At 64.3% G+C, this 18,732-nt stretch carries 17 protein-coding genes; 11 read left to right on the top strand and 6 right to left on the bottom strand.

Going from position 1 to position 18,732, the window contains the following annotated elements; all coding sequences use genetic code 11:
- Window positions 1–49 precede the first annotated feature (49 nt).
- Window positions 50–760 (top strand): PqiC family protein, encoded by a 711-nt coding sequence (locus tag AK81_RS08150; RefSeq protein ID WP_043198145.1) that lies wholly within the window; start codon window positions 50–52, stop codon window positions 758–760.
- Window positions 761–978: 218 nt separating this feature from the next.
- Here the strand turns inward: AK81_RS08150 and AK81_RS08145 are convergent, their stop codons facing one another.
- Window positions 979–2,436 carry an AhpA/YtjB family protein gene (locus AK81_RS08145; protein WP_043198143.1) on the bottom strand — a complete coding sequence of 486 codons (1,458 nt, stop codon included), beginning with the start codon at window positions 2,434–2,436 and terminating at the stop codon, window positions 979–981.
- Window positions 2,437–2,570: 134 nt separating this feature from the next.
- Between AK81_RS08145 and serB the strand changes: the two genes are divergently transcribed.
- Window positions 2,571–3,785: a phosphoserine phosphatase SerB gene (gene serB, locus AK81_RS08140; RefSeq protein ID WP_043198142.1), complete on the top strand. Its 1,215-nt coding sequence runs from the start codon at window positions 2,571–2,573 to the stop codon at window positions 3,783–3,785.
- Between the two features lie 158 nt (window positions 3,786–3,943).
- Here the strand turns inward: serB and asd are convergent, their stop codons facing one another.
- From asd to AK81_RS08125, 3 genes are read right to left on the bottom strand one after another with little or no spacing between them, the layout of a single operon-like run.
- Window positions 3,944–4,807, bottom strand: a complete 864-nt coding sequence (gene asd / locus AK81_RS08135; protein ID WP_043198141.1) for an archaetidylserine decarboxylase — start codon at window positions 4,805–4,807, stop codon at window positions 3,944–3,946.
- Between the two features lie 9 nt (window positions 4,808–4,816).
- Window positions 4,817–5,626 carry a rhodanese-like domain-containing protein gene (locus tag AK81_RS08130; RefSeq protein WP_043198139.1) on the bottom strand — a complete coding sequence of 270 codons (810 nt, stop codon included), beginning with the start codon at window positions 5,624–5,626 and terminating at the stop codon, window positions 4,817–4,819.
- A gap of 44 nt (window positions 5,627–5,670) precedes the next feature.
- A complete protein-coding gene (locus AK81_RS08125; protein WP_043198138.1) occupies window positions 5,671–7,206 on the bottom strand; it encodes an HDOD domain-containing protein in 1,536 nt (511 codons plus the stop codon).
- 130 nt (window positions 7,207–7,336) lie between these two features.
- Between AK81_RS08125 and motA the strand changes: the two genes are divergently transcribed.
- Together motA and motB are read left to right on the top strand one after the other, a co-directional pair.
- The gene (gene motA / locus AK81_RS08120) at window positions 7,337–8,188 is read left to right on the top strand and encodes a flagellar motor stator protein MotA (protein ID WP_043198137.1); all 852 of its coding nucleotides are present in this window, start codon (window positions 7,337–7,339) and stop codon (window positions 8,186–8,188) included.
- Between the two features lie 3 nt (window positions 8,189–8,191).
- Complete coding sequence (gene motB, locus AK81_RS08115; protein WP_043198135.1) at window positions 8,192–9,226, top strand: flagellar motor protein MotB; 1,035 nt, start codon at window positions 8,192–8,194, stop codon at window positions 9,224–9,226.
- Between the two features lie 137 nt (window positions 9,227–9,363).
- Here motB and rsgA read toward each other — a convergent pair whose 3' ends face one another.
- The gene (rsgA, locus tag AK81_RS08110) at window positions 9,364–10,395 is read right to left on the bottom strand and encodes a small ribosomal subunit biogenesis GTPase RsgA (protein WP_016501891.1); all 1,032 of its coding nucleotides are present in this window, start codon (window positions 10,393–10,395) and stop codon (window positions 9,364–9,366) included.
- 150 nt (window positions 10,396–10,545) lie between these two features.
- Between rsgA and orn the strand changes: the two genes are divergently transcribed.
- A complete protein-coding gene (orn, locus tag AK81_RS08105; protein ID WP_043198134.1) occupies window positions 10,546–11,088 on the top strand; it encodes an oligoribonuclease in 543 nt (180 codons plus the stop codon).
- Window positions 11,089–11,179: 91 nt separating this feature from the next.
- Entirely contained in the window at window positions 11,180–11,791 is a 612-nt protein-coding gene (locus tag AK81_RS08100) for a trimeric intracellular cation channel family protein (RefSeq protein WP_003249516.1), read from the top strand.
- Window positions 11,792–11,927: 136 nt separating this feature from the next.
- On the opposite strand, the gene queG is transcribed toward AK81_RS08100, so the two are convergent.
- A complete protein-coding gene (gene queG, locus AK81_RS08095; protein ID WP_043198132.1) occupies window positions 11,928–12,992 on the bottom strand; it encodes a tRNA epoxyqueuosine(34) reductase QueG in 1,065 nt (354 codons plus the stop codon).
- A 65-nt stretch (window positions 12,993–13,057) separates the two neighbouring features.
- Between queG and AK81_RS08090 the strand changes: the two genes are divergently transcribed.
- The 5 genes from AK81_RS08090 to miaA are packed head-to-tail and all read left to right on the top strand — an operon-like array spanning window position 13,058 to window position 18,692.
- On the top strand, window positions 13,058–13,918 hold the full coding sequence (locus AK81_RS08090; RefSeq protein ID WP_043198130.1) for an NAD(P)H-hydrate dehydratase: 861 nt from the start codon (window positions 13,058–13,060) through the stop codon (window positions 13,916–13,918).
- On the top strand, window positions 13,906–14,379 hold the full coding sequence (gene tsaE / locus AK81_RS08085) for a tRNA (adenosine(37)-N6)-threonylcarbamoyltransferase complex ATPase subunit type 1 TsaE (RefSeq protein ID WP_016712323.1): 474 nt from the start codon (window positions 13,906–13,908) through the stop codon (window positions 14,377–14,379). Before AK81_RS08090 ends, tsaE begins: the two co-directional genes overlap by 13 nt.
- Before the next feature lie 11 nt (window positions 14,380–14,390).
- On the top strand, window positions 14,391–15,821 hold the full coding sequence (locus AK81_RS08080) for an N-acetylmuramoyl-L-alanine amidase (protein ID WP_043198128.1): 1,431 nt from the start codon (window positions 14,391–14,393) through the stop codon (window positions 15,819–15,821).
- Window positions 15,821–17,719 (top strand): DNA mismatch repair endonuclease MutL, encoded by a 1,899-nt coding sequence (mutL, locus tag AK81_RS08075; protein ID WP_043198127.1) that lies wholly within the window; start codon window positions 15,821–15,823, stop codon window positions 17,717–17,719. Before AK81_RS08080 ends, mutL begins: the two co-directional genes overlap by 1 nt.
- Window position 17,720: 1 nt before the next feature.
- Window positions 17,721–18,692, top strand: coding sequence for a tRNA (adenosine(37)-N6)-dimethylallyltransferase MiaA (miaA, locus tag AK81_RS08070; RefSeq protein WP_043198126.1), 972 nt, complete (start codon window positions 17,721–17,723; stop codon window positions 18,690–18,692).
- Window positions 18,693–18,732: the final 40 nt, after the last annotated feature.

Genomic DNA, 18,732 nt, shown 5'->3' with positions numbered 1-18,732 from the left:
TCTATATGTATCACTGCGGTGGCCTGTAGGCGACCGCCTGGATGGGATGATGAAACTTCTGCGCCTTCCATTTGCGCTGTTGATGACTGGCCTGCTGGGCCTTGGCGGGTGCACCATGCACCAGCCGGTTGCCCTGTACCAGCTCGACAGTGGTGATCCTGGCCAGCCTTCGCAGAGTGCAGGCATGGCCGTGGTACTCGGCCCGGTGTCGGTAGCCGATTACCTTCAGCGTGAAACGTTTTTGCAGCGTCAGGCCGACGGCAGCCTGAGTTCCGCGACCGACGGTCGTTGGGCCGGTAGCCTTTCGTCGGATATCGACCAGCTTTTGGTGCGCCAGCTCGCCTGGCGCCTGGACAGCCAGCGTGTGGTGCTGTCCCCGGCAACGACCGGCTTCAACCCGGACGTGCAAGTGTTGCTGTCGATCACCCGCCTGGACTCGGGCACGAACCAGCCGGCAGTCCTGGATGCCCAATGGCGCCTGCTGGACCGCCGTGGCCATGTACGTGACAACCGCATCATTCACCTCGAGCAGCCGCACCAGGGCAGCGAGGCATCGCAGGTGCAGGCCCAGGGCCAACTGCTGCAGAAACTGGCCGAACAGCTGAGCACCGCGGTCAAGCCGCTGGCCAACCAGCCGGCGATCGCCGAGGAACCACCGAAAAAGCCCGCTGCGCCGGTGCAGGTGAAGAAAGAGCCGGAGAAATCCAAGATCCCGATGGCCTCGCCGATTCGCACCGATATGGAAGTTTATCGGTTCTGATCGAACTGCCACCCACAAAAAAGCCCGCATCTCTGCGGGCTTTTTTGTGTCTGCAATAAACCAGTCTGAAGCTCGGCGCGGTCCCTGTAGGAGCGGCCTTGTGTCGCGATGGGCTGCGGAGCGGCCCCAACTATGTGTGCCACACCGCTCAAGCCCGGGGCTGCTGTGCAGCCCATCGCGACACAAGGCCGCTCCTACAGGGGTACAGCATATGCCTGTCAGGTCCGGCGCTCGTGCATGCGGGCCAGTTGCCGTTCCAGCATTGACGGGTAAGGCTCCATCAAACGCTCCACGCAGCAGGCGCCCTCAGGGCTGGCAATCGGGCGAATGCGGGCACGCTGGCGAATCAGCGCGTCATCGCTGATCTGCCGCTCCACCAGCAACAGGTTGCGGCTGTGCTGCGACAGCGCCAGGGCGTCCTGGGCCTTTTCGGCCATCAGCAGGTCAACCAGCTCCAGCCCTTGCAGGTCGTTGCCCAGTACCAGGCCCAGTTGCAGCTGCAGGGTGATGCCGCTGTCGGCCACTTCGATCTGCAGGGCATGGCCCAAGGCACGCAATAGCTCACCGCAGCAGATGGCGTTGGTCAGGTAGTCCTCGCCACAGTCGCGGCTGTGGAACAGCACCAGGGTGCTGCCGTCGTTGAGCGTATGGGTTTCACCGTCGTAGAGCGAGGCCGCATGCTCCAGGCAATCGCGGTAGCGGTCGGTCAGCTCGGTCAGGCGTGTGCGCGGCAGGCGGCGCAGTTGCTCCTGCGAGCCCAGTTGCACGGCAAGTACGGCGCTGTACTGTGGCTCGTCAGATTCGACCGGGGCGGCTTTGGGCGCAGTGTCGTCGTCCAGCAGGCCGGCAAAGGCTTCGTCGTCATCCTCGTCAGCCAAAGCGGCAACCTTGGGGCGCGGCGCGGCCTTGGGGGCCGGCGCTGGTTCGTGGAAGTCGTCGTACTGCTCGTCGTCCTCTTCCTCCAGCTCTGGCTCCGGCGGTGGCGGCGGGGCCAGGCGCGCATGCAACTGGCGGGCGATGTCGCCGATCTCGTCCTGGCGGTCGGTGGCCGGGGTATAGGGTTGCGGGTCACGCAGCCACACCCGCAACTGCAGCAGCGGCAGGGTGATGAAGCGGCCCTGCCGCAGGCTCAGGCTGAGGGCCAGGGCCAGCAGGATAGCCGCCATGATGCCCATGCTCTGCAGGCTGATCAGCATCGGCTGCTGAAACTGGCTCATGTCCAGGCTGATGCGCAGTTGCCCGGCCGTCACGTCCTGGAAGGTGATCTTGGTCTGGTACAGGCCCTCGGCCTCGCCCAGCAGGCTGTTGCGCGGGCGCTGGCCGGCTTCGGCGAGGATGCGGTTGTCCACGCTGTAGATTGCCGCGTGGGCCACCAACGGGTTTTTCACCAGGTTGCCCAGCAACACGTTGAGACTGAGGATGTCGTTGGACACCAGCAGCTCGGTCGCCGAGGTGGCGGTCTGGGTGGTCAGGCTCTGGCCAAGGGCATCGGCCTGCTCGTGCATGGCCTGCTTGAACTGCAGGCCCATCACGCAGGCATAGATCACCAGCGCCAGCGCAACCAGGAAGATGTTGGTGCAGGCGATGCGCAATGCCAGCGGCACGCGACGTTGACTGAGGGCGCGATAGATCATCAGGAAGAAATTGTCTGGTTTGACGGGCGTGGGCCGGTTCACTGAGCTCGGCTCTTAATGGCAGAAAGTGTGGGGCAGTATAGCGACCCGGGTTTTGTCGGCAAAGTATCGTTGGCGCCCGATGGTCACGGAAAGTCGGTAGAATGCGCATTTTTCATCGAAGTCGGAGCCAGGTTGTGCGCGAAATCGTCCTGATCAACATCACCGGTGAGGATCGTCCCGGTCTCACTGCCGCTATCACCGGCGTCCTGCTGCAGGGCGGTGTGAGCATCCTCGACATAGGCCTGGCAGTCATGCACGGCACTTTGTCGTTCGGTATCCTGGTCGACATCCCTGACAACGAAGTGGCTACCGCCCTGCTGCAAAGCGTGCAGGCCAAGGCCCACGAACTGAACCTGCAGGCCCGCTACACGCCGATTTCCGAGGCGGATTACCAGCACTGGGCAGACGGCCAGGGTGAAGCGCGCCACATCGTCACCCTGCTCAGCCGCAAGATCACCCCCGAGCAACTGCAGCGGGTGAGTGCGGTGATCAGCCAGTACGGCCTCACCATCGAGCGCATCGAACGGCTGTCGGCGCGCGTGGCGCTTAATGCCGAGACCGACAAGGGCAAGGCGGCCATCGAAATCTCCGTGCGCGGCGCGCCGAGCGATGCCCAGGCCCTGCGTGCCGACTTCTTTGCCCTGGCCGAGGCGCTGAGCATCGACATCGCCTTCCAGAAGGACGACCTGTTCCGCCGCAACCGCCGTCTGGCGGTGTTCGACATGGACTCGACGCTGATCGAAGCCGAAGTCATCGACGAACTGGCCAAGGCGGCCGGCGTGGGTGAGCAGGTGGCCGCGATCACCGAGCGCGCCATGCGCGGTGAGCTGGACTTCCGCGCCAGCTTCAAGGAGCGCATGGCGCTGCTCAAGGGCCTGGATGTGGGGGTGCTGGACGAAATCGGTGCCTCGCTGCGCCTGACCGAGGGTGCCGAAAACCTGTTCGCCGAGCTCAAGCGCCTGGGTTACAAGACCGCAATCCTGTCCGGTGGCTTTACCTACTTTGCCCGCCAGGTGCAGGCGCGCCTGGGTATCGACTATGTGTTCGCCAACGAGCTGGAAGTGGTCGACGGCAAGGTGACCGGTGTGGCTGTCGAGCCGATCGTCGATGCCCAGCGCAAGGCCGAACTGCTGCAAAAGCTGGCCAACGATGAAGGCTTGCAACTGGAGCAGACCATTGCGGTGGGTGATGGCGCCAACGACCTGCCGATGCTGTCGCTGGCCGGCCTGGGCGTAGCGTTCCGCGCCAAGCCGCTGGTGCGCCAGTCGGCCAAGCAGGCCATTTCCACCCTGGGGCTGGATGGCGTGCTGTACCTGCTGGGCCTGCGCGACCGCGACGCCCGCGGCTGACCCGGGAATCTGGGGCTGCTTTGCAGCCCTTCGCGGGCATGCCCGCTCCCACAGGTTAAGTGCAACGCATTGTGGGAGCGGGCGTGCCCGCGAAGGGCCGCAGAGCGGCCCCAATAAAAAGGCCCTGCATGAGCAGGGCCTTTTTCATGCAGCTTGAATCAAGCCTGTGCAGGCGCAGCCAACAGCTGCCCCATGCGCACTGCAGAACCCGCGCCCAGGTTTTCAGCCCACTTCACCTGCTCCGGCCCGAACAGCACGATGGCGGTCGAGCCCAGCTTGAAGCGGCCCAGTTCGGCACCTTTCTCCAGGTGGATCGGCGCGCGGCTGGCTTCGTCGTAACGGTAGGTCTTCAGCTCACGCTTGGGCGGCGTCACCAGCCCGGCCCACACGGTTTCGATCGAGGCGACGATCATCGCACCCACCAGCACCACCGCCATCGGCCCACGCTCGGTGTCGAACAGGCAGACCACGCGCTCGTTGCGGGCGAACAGCTCGGGAACGTTCTCTGCGGTGGTCTGGTTGACCGAGAACAGGCGGCCCGGCACATAGACCATTTCGCGCAGGGTGCCGGCCAGCGGCATGTGCACGCGGTGGTAGTCCTTGGGCGACAGGTAGATGGTGGCAAACTCGCCGCCCATGAACGGCGCTGCCATGGCCGGGTCACCGCCCAGCAGCTCTTGCGCGCTGAAACCGTGGCCCTTGGCCTGGAAGATGCGGCCGTGCTCGATCGGGCCGAGCTGGCTGACGGCGCCGTCGGCCGGGCACAGGATGGCGCCCGGGGTTTCGTCCAGCGGGCGGGCACCCGGCTTCAGGGCGCGGGTGAAGAATGCATTGAAGTGCTCGTAGGCGCTCAAGTCCTCGACCAGGGCTTCAGACATGTTGACCTGATAGCGCTTGGCGAACCAGGCGGTAAAGGCGTTCTTGAACCAGCGCGCGCGGCACTCGGCGATGCAGCCGGCCAGCCGCGACAGCAGGTGGTGCGGCAGCAGGTACTGGCTGATGATGAACAAACGGGATTTCATGCAGGTTCCTTAAACTTCTACAGGCGTGTCCGGGTGGTTGCCCCATTCGCTCCACGAGCCGGCGTAGGCCTTGACGCGTGGGTAGCCGAGGGCCTTGGCCACCAGATAAGTGAAACCGGAGCGGCGGTGGGTCTGGCAGTGGGTGATCACTTCCTTGTCAGGGGTGATGCCCAGTTGCTCGAGGACTTGTTTGATGTCCTGGCGAATGCGCAAGTGGTCGTTGAGGTCCATGCCGGCGGTCCACTCGAAGTTGATCGCGCCGGGGATATGGCCGCCCTTGGCTGCCAGTACCTTCTCGCCGCTGAATTCCTGCGGGCCACGGGCGTCCCAGATGACCAGGTCATCGGCGCCCAGGCGGCTTTGCAGGTACTCGCGGGTGGCAGTGGGTGCGTTGTCGATATGCAGGTGCACCGGGCTGTTGCCGCTGGCAGGTACTTCGGTGGACAGCTTGTCCGCCGGCCAGGCCTGAATACCGCCATTGAGGTAGTGACAAGCCTTGTGGCCGATCACGTCGAGCAGCCAGATGAAGCGCCCTGCCCAGCCACCGCCTTCATCGTCATACACCACGTAGATGGCGTCGTCGCGGTGGCCGAGTTCGCTGAACAGTTTTTCCAGCTCGCCCAGGGTCGGCAGCAGGCCGGGCGCAGGAGGCTGGCCAAGCTGGGTACGCTTGCCCTCGACAAAGCGTGCGCCGGGGATATGCCCGCTGACATAGCGGTTGGCGCTGCTCAAGTCGACCAGGATCAGCTGTGGCGAATCCAGGCGTGGCAGCAGGTCCGCGGCTTCGATCACCAGGGGCAGGCCGGAAAAGTCAGTCATCCACGGTCTCCAGTGTGGAAAGAGGGGCGATTGTAGCGCAAGGCTCAGCCCTTGCGGTTGGCAAACACCGACAGTGCCCGCTCGGTGCATTGTGCGGTCTTGCCGAAGGCCTGCACGCTGATATCGGCCAAAGGCCGGCAGCCCTGGTCGGCCACGATCAGCATCAGTACCTGGTCGTTCACCGCCAGCGAGCGCAGCAGCACGTGCTCGCTGCGGAACAGCGCACGCAGCGGGGCCGGCAGCAGGGCCGAGAACTGGCTGTGGTTTTCCGGGGTGATGCGCAGCTGCCCGGCCTGGGCCATCAGCTTTTGCAGCAGTTTGTTTTGCGACACTTGCAGGGCCAGGGCCCCGGCTTCTTTGGGCAAGCCGGCAATCTGCTGAACGCGCAGGTAGTCGCTGGCCTTGTCCAGGCTCAGCAGCATAAGGCGTTGCATGCCGCAGGCCAGCAGGGCTTCGCGGGCCTGGGTGGCCAGGTGCACGGTGTTGGTGAACGGGCTGGGCTGGGCCAACAGGTCCTGGCACAGCTTGCGCCAGCGCGCCAGGTCGTCGCTGCTGGGCGGCGGCGGGGCCAGCATGTCCGGGTGCGGGCGGCGCTGGTGCCAAGGCCATATCAGTGCTTCAGCCGGGTGGAACAGGGCATGCCTGGCGTGGCGGCGGGCGCTGGCGGCAGCCTGCTGGTGTACTTGCTGCTGCACGTCTTCCAGCGAAGTTTGCAGGTACAGCGCAGTCAGCAGTTGCCAGCGCAGCAGGTGCGGGTTGTCCCAGCCCACCTGCGCCGCCAGCGCAAGGTTGTTGGCCAGCAGCACGGTGTTGGCCGGCTGGTTGAACCAGCGGCGCAGGCCGGGCTCGGCGTCCAGGCGGTGTTGCTGGCTGAGCAGGTCTTCGTCACGGGCGATGTTCAGCACCATGGCCAGTTGTTCGCGCTCTTCCAGCATCAGGCGGTAACCCTGGGTCACCCATTGCGGCAGGCGCCAGTACTCCGCCATGGTCTGGCACAGCGCCATGATGCGCACGCCAAACAGCTCTTCCTCTACCAGGGCGGCGTCCTCGCCCTTGTGGATAACTCGAAGCTCCCAGGTGTCGAGCAGCTTGGGGTAGGCCAGTGCCAGCGGCCACAGGGGTGACAGGAAAAGCAGGCTGCCCCAGTGAATTTCCTGCCACAGCCGTGCCAGGCGGCTGGCGAACAGGCCGCTGGCCTGCTGCGAGGCATGCTGGCTGATCAGCTGGAACTGGCTGAGCACGGGCGGGATTTCTTCGACGGGCAGCGAGGGCAGGCGCTTGAGCAGTTGCTCGCTGCGCTCCAGGCCCAGGCGGTTGAGGGCGACCTCCAGGCTTTCGGCGGGCTCGGCCTGGCTGGCGTTCGTGGGGTGATTCGCTTCGCGCATCACCGAAAGCACCAGTGCCGGGCTATCCTGCATCAGTTCGGCGATATCGCGCAGCGAGCGGCGGCTATCGTGGATGGCAGCCATGACCCGGTCGTAGCTGTGCTTCGGCACGGGGATGCGAACACTCTCTAGCAGCTTTACCCAGGCCTCTAGCGTACGCGGGGCCTGAGCGGGCACCTTGGTTTCAATTGGCATTTTGACATCAGTCCGAACTGGCTTTTCGCATTGAGTGGCTATAGTCTGGCGCAGTTCTGCCGATAAGTAGAAGAAGAGTTTTAAAGCTCCCGTCTCTTCCCCTGACCACGACAGCAAGTGCTTTGAACCTATGGCTAAAATTATCGGCATCATCGTCGTATTCGCGAGCGTGCTCGGCGGCTACGTGCTCTCCCACGGCAAGATCGCAGCGCTGATCCAGCCGTTCGAAGTACTGATCATCGGCGGTGCAGCCTTTGGTGCATTCCTGCAGGCCAACCCTGGCCACATGACCATGCACGTCATCAAGAAGTCGATGAAGATGTTCGGCTCGCGCTTCACCCATGCCTACTACCTGGAGGTACTGGGCCTGGTGTACGAGATCCTCAACAAGAGCCGTCGTGAAGGCATGATGGCCATCGAGGCCGACATCGAGGACGCCTCCGCCAGCCCGATCTTCGCCAAGTACCCGACCGTACTGGCCGACGAGCGCATGACCGCGTTCGTCTGCGACTACCTGCGCATCATGTCCACCGGCAACATGGCCCCGCACGAACTCGAGGGCCTGTTCGACATGGAGCTGCTGAGCATGAAGGAAGAGCTGGAGCACCCGTCCCATGCTGTGACCGGCATCGCTGACGGCATGCCTGGTTTCGGTATCGTCGCGGCGGTACTGGGTATCGTGGTGACCATGGCCTCGCTGGGCGAGGGTGACCAGGCGGCCATCGGCATGCACGTGGGTGCGGCGCTGGTGGGCACCTTCTTCGGTATTCTGGCTGCCTACGGCTTCTTCGGCCCGTTGGCCAAGTGCCTGGAGCACGATGCCAAGGAAGAGCTGAACCTCTACGAATCGATCAAGGCTTCGCTGGTTGCCTCGGCCTCGGGCATGCCACCTTCGCTGGCCGTCGAGTTCGGGCGCAAGGTGCTGTACCCCATGCACCGCCCAAGTTTCGCCGAGCTGGAACAAGCGGTTCGCGGTCGCTGAGTCATGGAAAACAATCAGCCCATCATCGTAAAGCGCGTCAAGCGCTTTGGCGGCGGCCACCACGGCGGCGCCTGGAAAATCGCATTTGCCGACTTTGCTACGGCAATGATGGCGTTCTTCCTGGTGCTGTGGCTGATGTCCACGGCCACGCCGGAGCAGAAAATCGCCATTGCCGGCTACTTCCAGGACCCGATCGGCTTCTCGGAAAGCGGCACGCCCTATGTCATCGACCTGGGCGGCTCGCCAGAGCTGGCGCCGGAGAAAACCATCAACCCGGAAGTGAAATCCGAGCCGATGCCCGAAAGCACGACCCAGATGAGCAAGGACCAGGTCGAGACCATGGCCGAGCAGGTCGAGCGCGAGCGCCTGGAGTTGCTGCTGCAGGAACTGCAGAACAAGGTTGAAGAGAACCCGCAGCTGCAGAAGTTCAAGGACCAGATCCTGTTCGAGATCACCCAGGATGGCCTGCGCATCCAGATCATGGATGCCGAGAACCGGCCGATGTTCGATATCGGCAGCGCCCGCTTGCAGCCGTACTTTGAAGACATCCTGCTGGCCATGGCCGACACCATCAAGGCGGTGCCGAACAAGGTCAGCATCAGCGGCCACACCGATGCCAAGCCGTATGCCGGCAGTGGTGAGTTCGGCAACTGGGAACTGTCGGCCAACCGTGCCAACGCTGCGCGCCGTGCGCTGGTGGCCGGTGGTTACCCGGACGGGCAGGTGGCGCGGGTGGTGGGTTATGCCTCGTCGTCGCTGTTCGACCGTAAGGACCCGTTCAACCCGGTCAACCGCCGTATCGATATCATCGTGCTGACCAAGAAGGCCCAGCGCAATATCGAGGGTGAGCAGGGCGCACCGGAAGCGCCGGCTGCCGAGCCTGCTGCGCCGCCGGCCAGCGGCGCTGCGCCAGGGGCTTCGGCACCGGTTGCGCCAGGTTCAACTGAACAAGCACCGATGCAACCGCGTGAGCTGCGCCAGAAGCTGAACATCTTTGAAGATGGCACGCTGAAGATGGATGAGGCCAAGGAGCAGTAAACGGTTTTTGTGCTAACTGCAGGACTGCGCCATTCCTGTGGGAGCGGGCATGCCCGCGAACACCGGCGCAGCCGGTGCCATAAACCGCGCCGCCTGCTTCGCGGGCATGCCCGCTCCCACAGGGGCGGCTTGCTCTATCAGTAGCTGTCTTCCGTCAGGCTGGCGATGATCGAGCGGTAGCTGTTCATGCGTTGCGGCTTGATCCGCCCCTCGTCCAGTGCCTTGAGCAGCGCGCAGCCCGGTTCGCGGTCGTGCTTGCAGTCGCGGAAGCGGCAGGTGCCGAACAGGTCGCGGAACTCGATGAAGCCATCTTCCACGTCGTCGCGGCTGACATGGCCAAGGCCGAACTCGCGGATGCCCGGCGAGTCGATCAGATCGCCGCCGTTAGGGAAGTGGTACAGCCGCGCCGTGGTGGTGGTGTGAGTACCTTGGCCCGACCATTCCGACAGGTCGCCGACACGGGTGCCGGCATCTGGCAGCAGGCTGTTGACCAGCGACGACTTGCCCACCCCCGACTGGCCGACGAACACACTGATGTGGCCGTCGAGTTGCTGTTGCAGGCGCTGCATGCCGTCACCCTGGTGTGCCGATACTTCCAGCAGCGGGTAGCCCAGCTCGCGGTAGACTTCCAGCAGCGCATGCAGGCCGGGGCCGTTCTCGTCGTTGATCAGGTCGGCCTTGTTCAGCAGCAGCAGCGGGCGCAGGCCGGCGTGCTCGGCCGCTACCAGGTAGCGGTCGATCAGGTTCGGGTGCGGCTCGGGGGCAGGGGCGAACACGATCACGATCAGGTCGACGTTGGCGGCCACCGGCTTGAGTTGGCCGTGGTTGTTCGGCCGGCACAGCTCGGTGCTGCGTGGCATCTGCGCCACGATCACGCCGATGCCCTGGTTACCCGCACGCCACACGACACGGTCGCCGGTGACCAGTGCCGGCAGGTTGGCGCGCAAATGGCAGCGGAACACCTGGCCTGCGGTTTCGCCATCCTGGGCTTCAACTTCTACCTGCACACCAAAGTGCGCGATCACCAGGCCCAGTTGCTCCGGTCCCAGGTCGCCGCCCTCCAGTTCTTGCAGTGCGTGCTGCTCGCGTTTGGCGGCGCGAGCGGCGCGCTCACCCTGGATTTTTTCGATCCGCCAGTTCTGGCGGCGATTGAGCTGGCGTTTGGCCATGAAGGTACCGTGAGAAAGGCCCGGGAAGGGCATTGAAAACGGCTGGCAGTTTAGCACGCCAGGCGCTGGACTATTCCGCTTACCTTTGTGCGGTGAATGGGCGTGCTTTGGTCACTAGGCTAATATGACGGCCTATATGAGGAGCCCTGCATGCAAAACCCACAGAACCTGATCTGGATCGACCTGGAAATGACCGGCCTGGATCCGGACAGCGATGTCATCATCGAGATGGCCACCATCGTCACCGACAGCGAGCTGAACACCCTGGCGGAAGGGCCGGTGATCGCCATTCACCACAGTGACGAAGTGCTGGCGCGCATGGACGAATGGAACACCCGCACCCACGGTGCTTCGGGCCTGACCCAGCGCGTACGCGAGAGCAAGGTCAGCATGGCTGAAGCCGAGGCGCAGACCATCGCCTTCCTCGAGCAGTGGGTGCCAAAAGGCAAGTCTCCGATCTGCGGCAACAGCATCTGCCAGGACCGCCGCTTCCTCTATCGCCACATGCGCAACCTGGAAAACTACTTCCACTACCGCAACCTGGATGTCTCCACCCTGAAGGAGCTGGCCGCGCGCTGGGCGCCGGACGTGCGTGACAGCTTCAAGAAGGGCAATACCCACCTGGCGCTGGATGATATCCGCGAATCGATCGCCGAACTGCGCCACTACCGCGAGCACTTCATCAAGGTGTGAGCCGAAAAGGCGCAGATATTGTATCTGCGCCCCCTTTTGGTGCCTTGGGCAACTGGTTAGACTGCGCGCCTTTCTCGCACGGACCCGCGCCATGTTGTTGATGCTCTACCTCATCGCTATCACCGCCGAAGCCATGACCGGCGCGTTGTCTGCCGGGCGCCGCGGCATGGACTGGTTTGGCGTGGTGCTGATCGCCTGCGTCACCGCCCTGGGTGGCGGCTCGGTGCGCGACGTGCTGCTCGGGCATTACCCGCTGACCTGGGTGAAGCACCCGGAGTACCTGGTGCTGACCAGCTTTGCGGCGTTGCTGACCATTTTCATTGCCCCGATGATGCGCCGCCTGCGCTCGCTGTTCCTGGTGCTCGACGCCCTGGGGCTGGTGGCCTTTACCCTGATCGGCTGCATGACCGCGCTGGAGATGGGGCAGGGCATGCTGGTGGCCTCGATCAGTGGGGTGATCACCGGGGTGTTTGGCGGGATCTTGCGGGATATCTTCTGTAACGACATTCCACTGGTGTTCCGCCGTGAGCTGTATGCCAGCGTGTCGTTTGCGGCGGCGTGGTTCTACCTGGGGTGCGTGTATTTCAAGGTGCCGGCAGAACAGGCGATGCTGCTGACCTTGTTTGGCGGGTTTTTGGTGCGGCTATTGGCGATTCGCTTCCACTGGGAAATGCCCAAGTTCCACTACAACGACCAGCAATAAGGGAGTTGGGGGCTACATTGCCCCTGTGGGAGCGGGCGCGCCCGCGAACACCGGCGGAGCCGGTGCCATGCACCGAGTTGCCTGATTCGCGGGCACGCCCGCTCCCACAAGGATCGTGCAAGCTTTGAGCTAGTCGCTATTGAATGTCGTGCCGGGCCAGCGCCCACTCCACATGTTCGCGTACCAGTTCCGATTCATCGTCACGCCGCGCCTTAAGCGCCTCGATCACTGGAATGGTGGAAGGCGCATTGCCCAACCCCACCGCCAGGTTGCGTAAAAACCGTTCATAGCCCGCCCGCCGCAACGGCCCACCCTCGGTCTTGCGCAGGAAGGTGCGTTCATCCCACAGGAACATCTCTGCCAACTCGGCATTCTCCAGCCCATGCCGTGGCTGGAAGTCCTGTTCCTGGCTGTGCTTGGCAAAGCGGTTCCACGGGCAGACGATCTGGCAGTCATCGCAACCGAACACCCGGTTGCCCATCTTCGCGCGCAACTCGACAGGGATCGCGCCCCTCAGCTCGATGGTCAGGTACGAGATGCAACGCCGAGCATCCAGCACATAAGGCCCGACAAACGCCTGTGTCGGGCAGATGTCCAGGCAGGCCTGGCAGCGCCCGCAGTGCTCACTGGTAGTCGCTTCGTCCACCGGCAGCGGCAGGTCGACAAACAGCTCGGCAAGGAAGAAGTAACTGCCTGCCTTGCGGTTAAGCAGCAGGGTGTTCTTGCCGATCCAGCCCAGCCCGGCCTGTTCGGCCAGGGCCTTTTCCAGCACCGGGGCGCTGTCGACGAATGCGCGGTAGCCGAACGGGCCGATGGCTTCCTGGATGCGGTCGGCCAGGAATTGCACGCGCTTGCGCACCAGCTTGTGGTAGTCCCGGCCCAGCGCATAGCGCGATATATAGGCCTTTTCCGGCTGTGCCAGGCGCTGCGCCATCTGTGTGTCGCCGGACAGGTAGTCCATGCGCAGCGAGACCACCCGTACCGTGCCGGGAATCAGTTGGTCAGGATGCGAGCGCTTGCTGCCGTGCGCGCCCAGGTACTCCATTTCGCCCTGGTAGCCGGCATCGAGCCAGCGCTGCAGGTGGTGTTCGTGTTCGCCAAGGTCGACCCCGGCGATGCCGACGTGGGCAAAACCGAGTTCCTGGCCCCAAATCTTGATCGATTGGGCCAGTTGGGCGAGGTCAGGTGTGCAGCTGGACATGGATGGGCAAGGCAATACGGGCTCAGGTGCGTATAATTCTGCCAGACATTGGAGCCTTTGACCCCATGCCGCAGACCAAACACCCCAGCCATGCCCCGCAACTGCTTAGCAGCGTGACCGTCGCGCACCTGCCGACGCGGCCTGTGTATGCCCATAAAGGCGACTTTGGCCATGTGCTGGTGGTCGGTGGCGACCTGGGCACCGGCGGCGCTGTGTTGTTGAGCGCTGAAGCCGCCCTGCGCTGCGGCGCCGGGCTGGTTAGTGTGGCGACGCGCCCTGAGCATGTGGGCGCGAGCCTGGCCCGCCTGCCCGAGGCCATGTGCCTGGGCGTCAGCTCGGCCAACCAGTTGATGGGCGTGCTGGAGCGCGCCTCGGTGTTGGTAATGGGCCCGGGGCTCGGGCAGGCGGCGTGGGGGCGTAGCCTGCTGTCGGCAGTGGCCAACGCCGAACAGCCGCAGGTGTGGGACGCCGATGCCCTGAATTTGCTGGCGCGTACCCCCCTGGCCCTGCCCAGTGGCAGCATCCTCACCCCGCACCCGGGGGAGGCGGCGCGGCTGCTGGGCATTTCCACCGAGGCGGTGCAGGCCGACCGCCAGGGCGCTGCGCGCAAGCTGGCGCGCCGGTACAACAGCGTTTGCGTGCTCAAGGGCGCCGGCACACTGGTAGCCGACCCGGCCGGGCAGCTGATGCTGTGCGAGCGAGGCCATCCGGCGATGGCCGGCGCCGGCTTTGGCGATGTGCTGACCGGTGTGCTGGCGGCGTTGTTGGCCCAAGGGCTGGATGCCTGGCAGGCCGCTGGCCTGGGGGTATGGCTGCATGCCTGTGCGGGCGAGCGGCTGGGTGTGAAAGGTAGAGGCTTGGCGGCCAGTGATCTGGCGCCGGTCATTCGTGAGTTACTGGAGGAGCATTCTGCGTGTCTGGCATAACCCTGTTTCTGGCCGATGAAGACGCCACGGTCAAGTTTGGCGCAGCACTGGCCGAGGTGACCGGCGGTCGCGGCGTGATCTTTCTTGAAGGCGACCTGGGGGCGGGCAAGACTACGCTTTCCCGAGGGCTGATCCGTGGCCTGGGCCATACGGGTGCAGTGAAAAGCCCGACCTTCACCGTGGTCGAACCCTACGAAATCGGTGAGGTGCGGGCCTTCCATTTCGACCTTTATCGCCTGGTCGATCCGGAGGAGCTGGAGTTCATGGGTATTCGTGATTACTTCGAGGGCGACCCGCTGTGCCTGTTCGAGTGGCCACAAAAGGGTGCGGGCGTTTTGCCAAAGCCTGACCTGACCATTACCATAAGCCCCCAAGCGGGCGGACGCTCGCTGATCCTTTCGCCGCAGGGGGCTCGCGGCGAGGCCTGGTGCGTGGCACTGGCCAAACACTATAAACAGTAAGTGGGGTAGGTATGCGCATACGCGCACTGGTCGCCATCGTTGGGCTGCTGCTGACAACGGTGACCGTTGAGGCTCTGGCCGTCACTCAAGTCAAGAGCGTGCGCCTGTGGCGCGCGCCAGACAACACGCGGCTGGTCTTCGACCTGTCTGGCCCCGTGCAGCACAGCGTCTTCACCTTGAGCGCGCCTGATCGCCTGGTTATCGACATCAATGGCGCGACCCTGGCCGCACCATTGAATGTGGCCACGTCCAACACGCCGATCAGCAGCGTGCGGTCGGCCCAACGCACCCCGACCGACCTGCGGGTGGTGGTCGACCTGAAAAAGTCGGTCACCCCGAAAAGCTTCACGCTGGCGCCGAACGCTCAGTACGGCAATCGCCTGGTGGTCGACCTGTACGACCAGGAAGCCGACGCCATTGCGGCAAGCACGCCACCTCCGGCCCCGGCGCCGGTACAGACGCCTGCGACCACGCCAGCGGTGCCGGTATCCCCGGCCCAGCCCGCCATCAAGTTGCCGCCGGTACCAAGCGGCAAGCGTGAGATCGTGGTTGCCATCGACGCCGGCCACGGTGGCGAAGACCCGGGTGCCTCCGGCTCGCGCGGCCAGCATGAAAAAGACATCGTGCTGCAGATTGCCAAAGAGCTGCAGCGCCAGATCAACAGCGAGAGAGGCTTCCGTGCCGAGCTGACCCGTACGGGCGACTACTTCATTCCGCTGCGTAAACGCACGGAAATCGCCCGCAAGAAAGGCGCCGACCTGTTTATCTCGATCCATGCCGACGCCGCACCATCCCGCGCCGCCTTTGGCGCCTCCGTGTTCGCCCTGTCTGATCGCGGCGCCACCTCCGAGACCGCGCGCTGGCTGGCCGACACGGAAAACCGTTCTGACCTGATCGGCGGTGCCGGGAACGTCAGCCTTGATGACAAGGACCGCATGCTGGCCGGCGTGCTGCTGGACCTGTCGATGACCGCCACGCTCAGTTCCAGCCTCAACGTGGGGCAGAAGGTGCTGGGCAACATGGGCCGTGTCACCTCGCTGCACAAGCAACGTGTGGAACAGGCCGGCTTCATGGTGCTGAAGTCGCCGGATATTCCGTCGATCCTCGTTGAAACCGGGTTCATCTCGAACAACAACGAAGCCGCCAAGCTGGCCACCGCCAGCCATCAGCAGGCCTTGGCCCGTTCGATTCATACCGGTGTGCGCCAGTACTTCCAGCAAAACCCGCCGCCAGGTACCTACATCGCCTGGTTGCGTGACACCGGCAAGATTGCCGCCGGCCCACGTGAGCACACGGTACGCCCTGGCGAAACCCTGGCGATGCTCGCCGTGCGCTACCAGGTGAGCGTGGCCAGCCTGCGCAGCACCAACAGCCTCAAGACCGATGAGCTGAAGGTTGGCCAGCGCCTTGATGTACCCGCCACTACCTTGGCCGCGCAATAATGAGTGGTGGTTCGCGCATTGAGCTGCTCAGCCCGCGATTGGCTAACCAGATTGCCGCCGGCGAGGTCGTCGAGCGGCCTGCCTCCGTGGCCAAGGAATTGCTGGAAAACAGCCTGGACTCCGGCGCCCGTCGCATTGACGTGGAAGTAGAGCAGGGCGGCGTCAAGCTGCTGAAAGTGCGGGACGATGGCAGTGGTATTTCTGCTGACGACCTGCCGTTGGCCCTGGCGCGTCACGCCACCAGCAAGATCCGTGAGCTGGAAGACCTTGAAGGCGTGATGAGCCTGGGCTTCCGTGGCGAGGCGCTGGCTTCTATCAGCTCGGTGGCGCGCTTGACCATGACATCGCGCACTGCCAGTGCCAGCGAAGCCTGGCAGGTGGAAACCGAAGGCCGTGACATGACCCCGCGGGTGCAGCCAGCGGCGCACCCGGTGGGCACTTCGGTGGAGGTGCGCGACCTGTTCTTCAATACCCCCGCGCGGCGCAAATTCCTCAAGGCCGAGAAAACCGAATTCGATCACCTGCAGGAAGTCATCCGCCGGCTGGCGCTGGCGCGTTTCGACGTCGGCTTCCACCTGCGCCACAACGGCAAGAGCATCCTCAGCCTGCACGAAGCCCACGATGAAACCGCCCGGGCGCGGCGGGTGGGCGCCATCTGCGGCCCGGGCTTCATGGAGCAGGCGCTGCCGATCGACGTCGAGCGCAACGGCCTGCGCCTGTGGGGCTGGGTCGGCCTGCCAACCTTCTCGCGCAGCCAGGCAGACCTGCAGTACTTCTTCGTCAATGGCCGCGCGGTGCGCGACAAGCTGGTCGCCCACGCTGTGCGCCAGGCTTACCGTGACGTGCTGTTCAATGGCCGGCACCCGACTTTCGTGCTGTTCCTGGAGCTGGAGCCCAACGGCGTCGACGTCAACGTGCACCCGACCAAGCACGAAGTGCGCTTCCGCGAGGGGCGCTCGGTGCACGACTTCCTGTATGGCACCCTGCACCGCGCGCTGGCCGATGTGCGCCCGGAAGACCATTTGGCCGCGCCTGCCGCAGTACCTGAGATGGTCCGCCCCACTGCCCAGCAGGCTGGTGAGTTCGGCCCGCAGGGTGAAATGCGCCTGGCCTCGCCAGTGCTTGAACGACCCCAAACGCCGCAGCACGCGATTTCCAATGGCGGCAGTGGCGCCGGTTACCAGTATCAATACACCCCGCGCCCTTCGCAGCCTGTGCCGGCCGCCGAGGCGCAGGCGGTGTATCGCGAGTTCTACAAACCGCTGGAAGACGGTGCGGCGGCGGTGGCGACGCTGCCCGAAAGCCAGGGAGATATACCCCCGCTGGGCTACGCACTGGCGCAGCTCAAGGGTATCTACATCCTGGCCGAGAACGCCGTTGGCCTGGTGCTGGTGGACATGCACGCCGCCCACGAGCGCATCATGTACGAGCGCCTCAAGGTGGCCATGGCCAGCGAAGGCCTTAGTGGCCAGCCGCTGCTGGTGCCCGAAACCCTGGCCCTGAGCCAGCGGGAAGCTGACTGCGCCGAAGAGCATGCGCAGTGGTTCCAGCGCCTGGGCTTCGAGCTGCAGCGCCTGGGCCCCGAGACCTTGGCGATCCGCCAGATCCCGGCCTTGCTCAAGCAGGCCGAGGCCAACCGCCTGGTGCAGGATGTGCTCGCCGACCTGATGGAGTACGGCACCAGCGACCGTATTCAGGCGCACCTCAATGAGCTGCTCGGCACCATGGCCTGCCACGGCGCCGTGCGCGCCAACCGGCGCCTGGCAATCCCCGAAATGAACGCCCTGCTGCGCGACATGGAAAACACCGAGCGCAGTGGCCAGTGCAACCATGGCCGTCCCACCTGGACCCAGATGGGCCTGGACGACCTGGACAAACTCTTCCTGCGCGGTCGATGAAATGAGCGGCAAGCCCCCTGCAATATTCCTGATGGGCCCGACGGCGGCCGGCAAGACCGACCTGGCTATCGAACTGACCAAAGTGCTGCCGTGCGAGCTCATCAGCGTCGACTCGGCGCTGGTCTATCGCGGCATGGACATCGGTTCGGCCAAGCCGTCGAAAGAAATTCTGGCCGCCCACCCGCACCGGTTGATCGACATCCGCGACCCGGCCGAGAGCTATTCTGCCGCGCAATTTCGCGCCGATGCCCTGGAAGCCATGGCCGACATCACCGCACGGGGCAAGATCCCGCTGCTGGTGGGCGGCACCATGCTCTACTACAAGGCGTTGATCGATGGCCTGGCCGACATGCCGGCAGCTGATGCCGCAGTGCGTGCCGACCTGGAAGCCCAGGCCGAGGCGCTGGGGCTGGCCGAACTGCACCGGCAGTTGGCCGAGATCGACCCGGAATCGGCGGCGCGCATCCACCCCAATGACCCGCAACGGTTGATTCGTGCGCTGGAGGTGTACCGCGTGAGCGGCGAGAGCATGACGGCTCATCGCCAGCGTCAATTCGCGGAAAGTCGCGGCGCAGACGCAGGCGCTGGCGGACATTTGCCCTATACTGTCGCGAGTTTGGCGATTGCTCCTACAGATCGTCACATTTTGCATCAGCGAATTGCGTTACGATTTTCGCAGATGCTGGAACAGGGCTTCATTGACGAGGTCCGATCGCTGCGAGCCAGAAGTGACTTGCACACCGGGCTGCCGTCTATACGGGCTGTGGGGTATCGGCAGGTCTGGGATTACCTGGACGGCACGCTGACTGAGAGTGAGATGCGAGAACGCGGTATCATTGCGACCCGGCAGCTGGCCAAGCGGCAGTTCACCTGGTTGCGTGGCTGGCCTGATGTGCACTGGCTTGACAGCATGGCCTGCGACAATCTGTCCCGCACCTTGAAATACCTTGGGGCCATCTCCATATTGAGCTGAGTCCCTGCTGATTGCCGTCTATTCTTGCGAAGGGGCGGCC

The sequence above is a fragment of the Pseudomonas putida W15Oct28 genome (assembly GCF_000708715.2).
In the GTDB taxonomy this organism is placed as follows: domain Bacteria; phylum Pseudomonadota; class Gammaproteobacteria; order Pseudomonadales; family Pseudomonadaceae; genus Aquipseudomonas; species Aquipseudomonas putida_R.
Note: the sequence above shows the minus strand (reverse complement) of the source record. Positions and strands in the feature narration are given on the sequence as shown.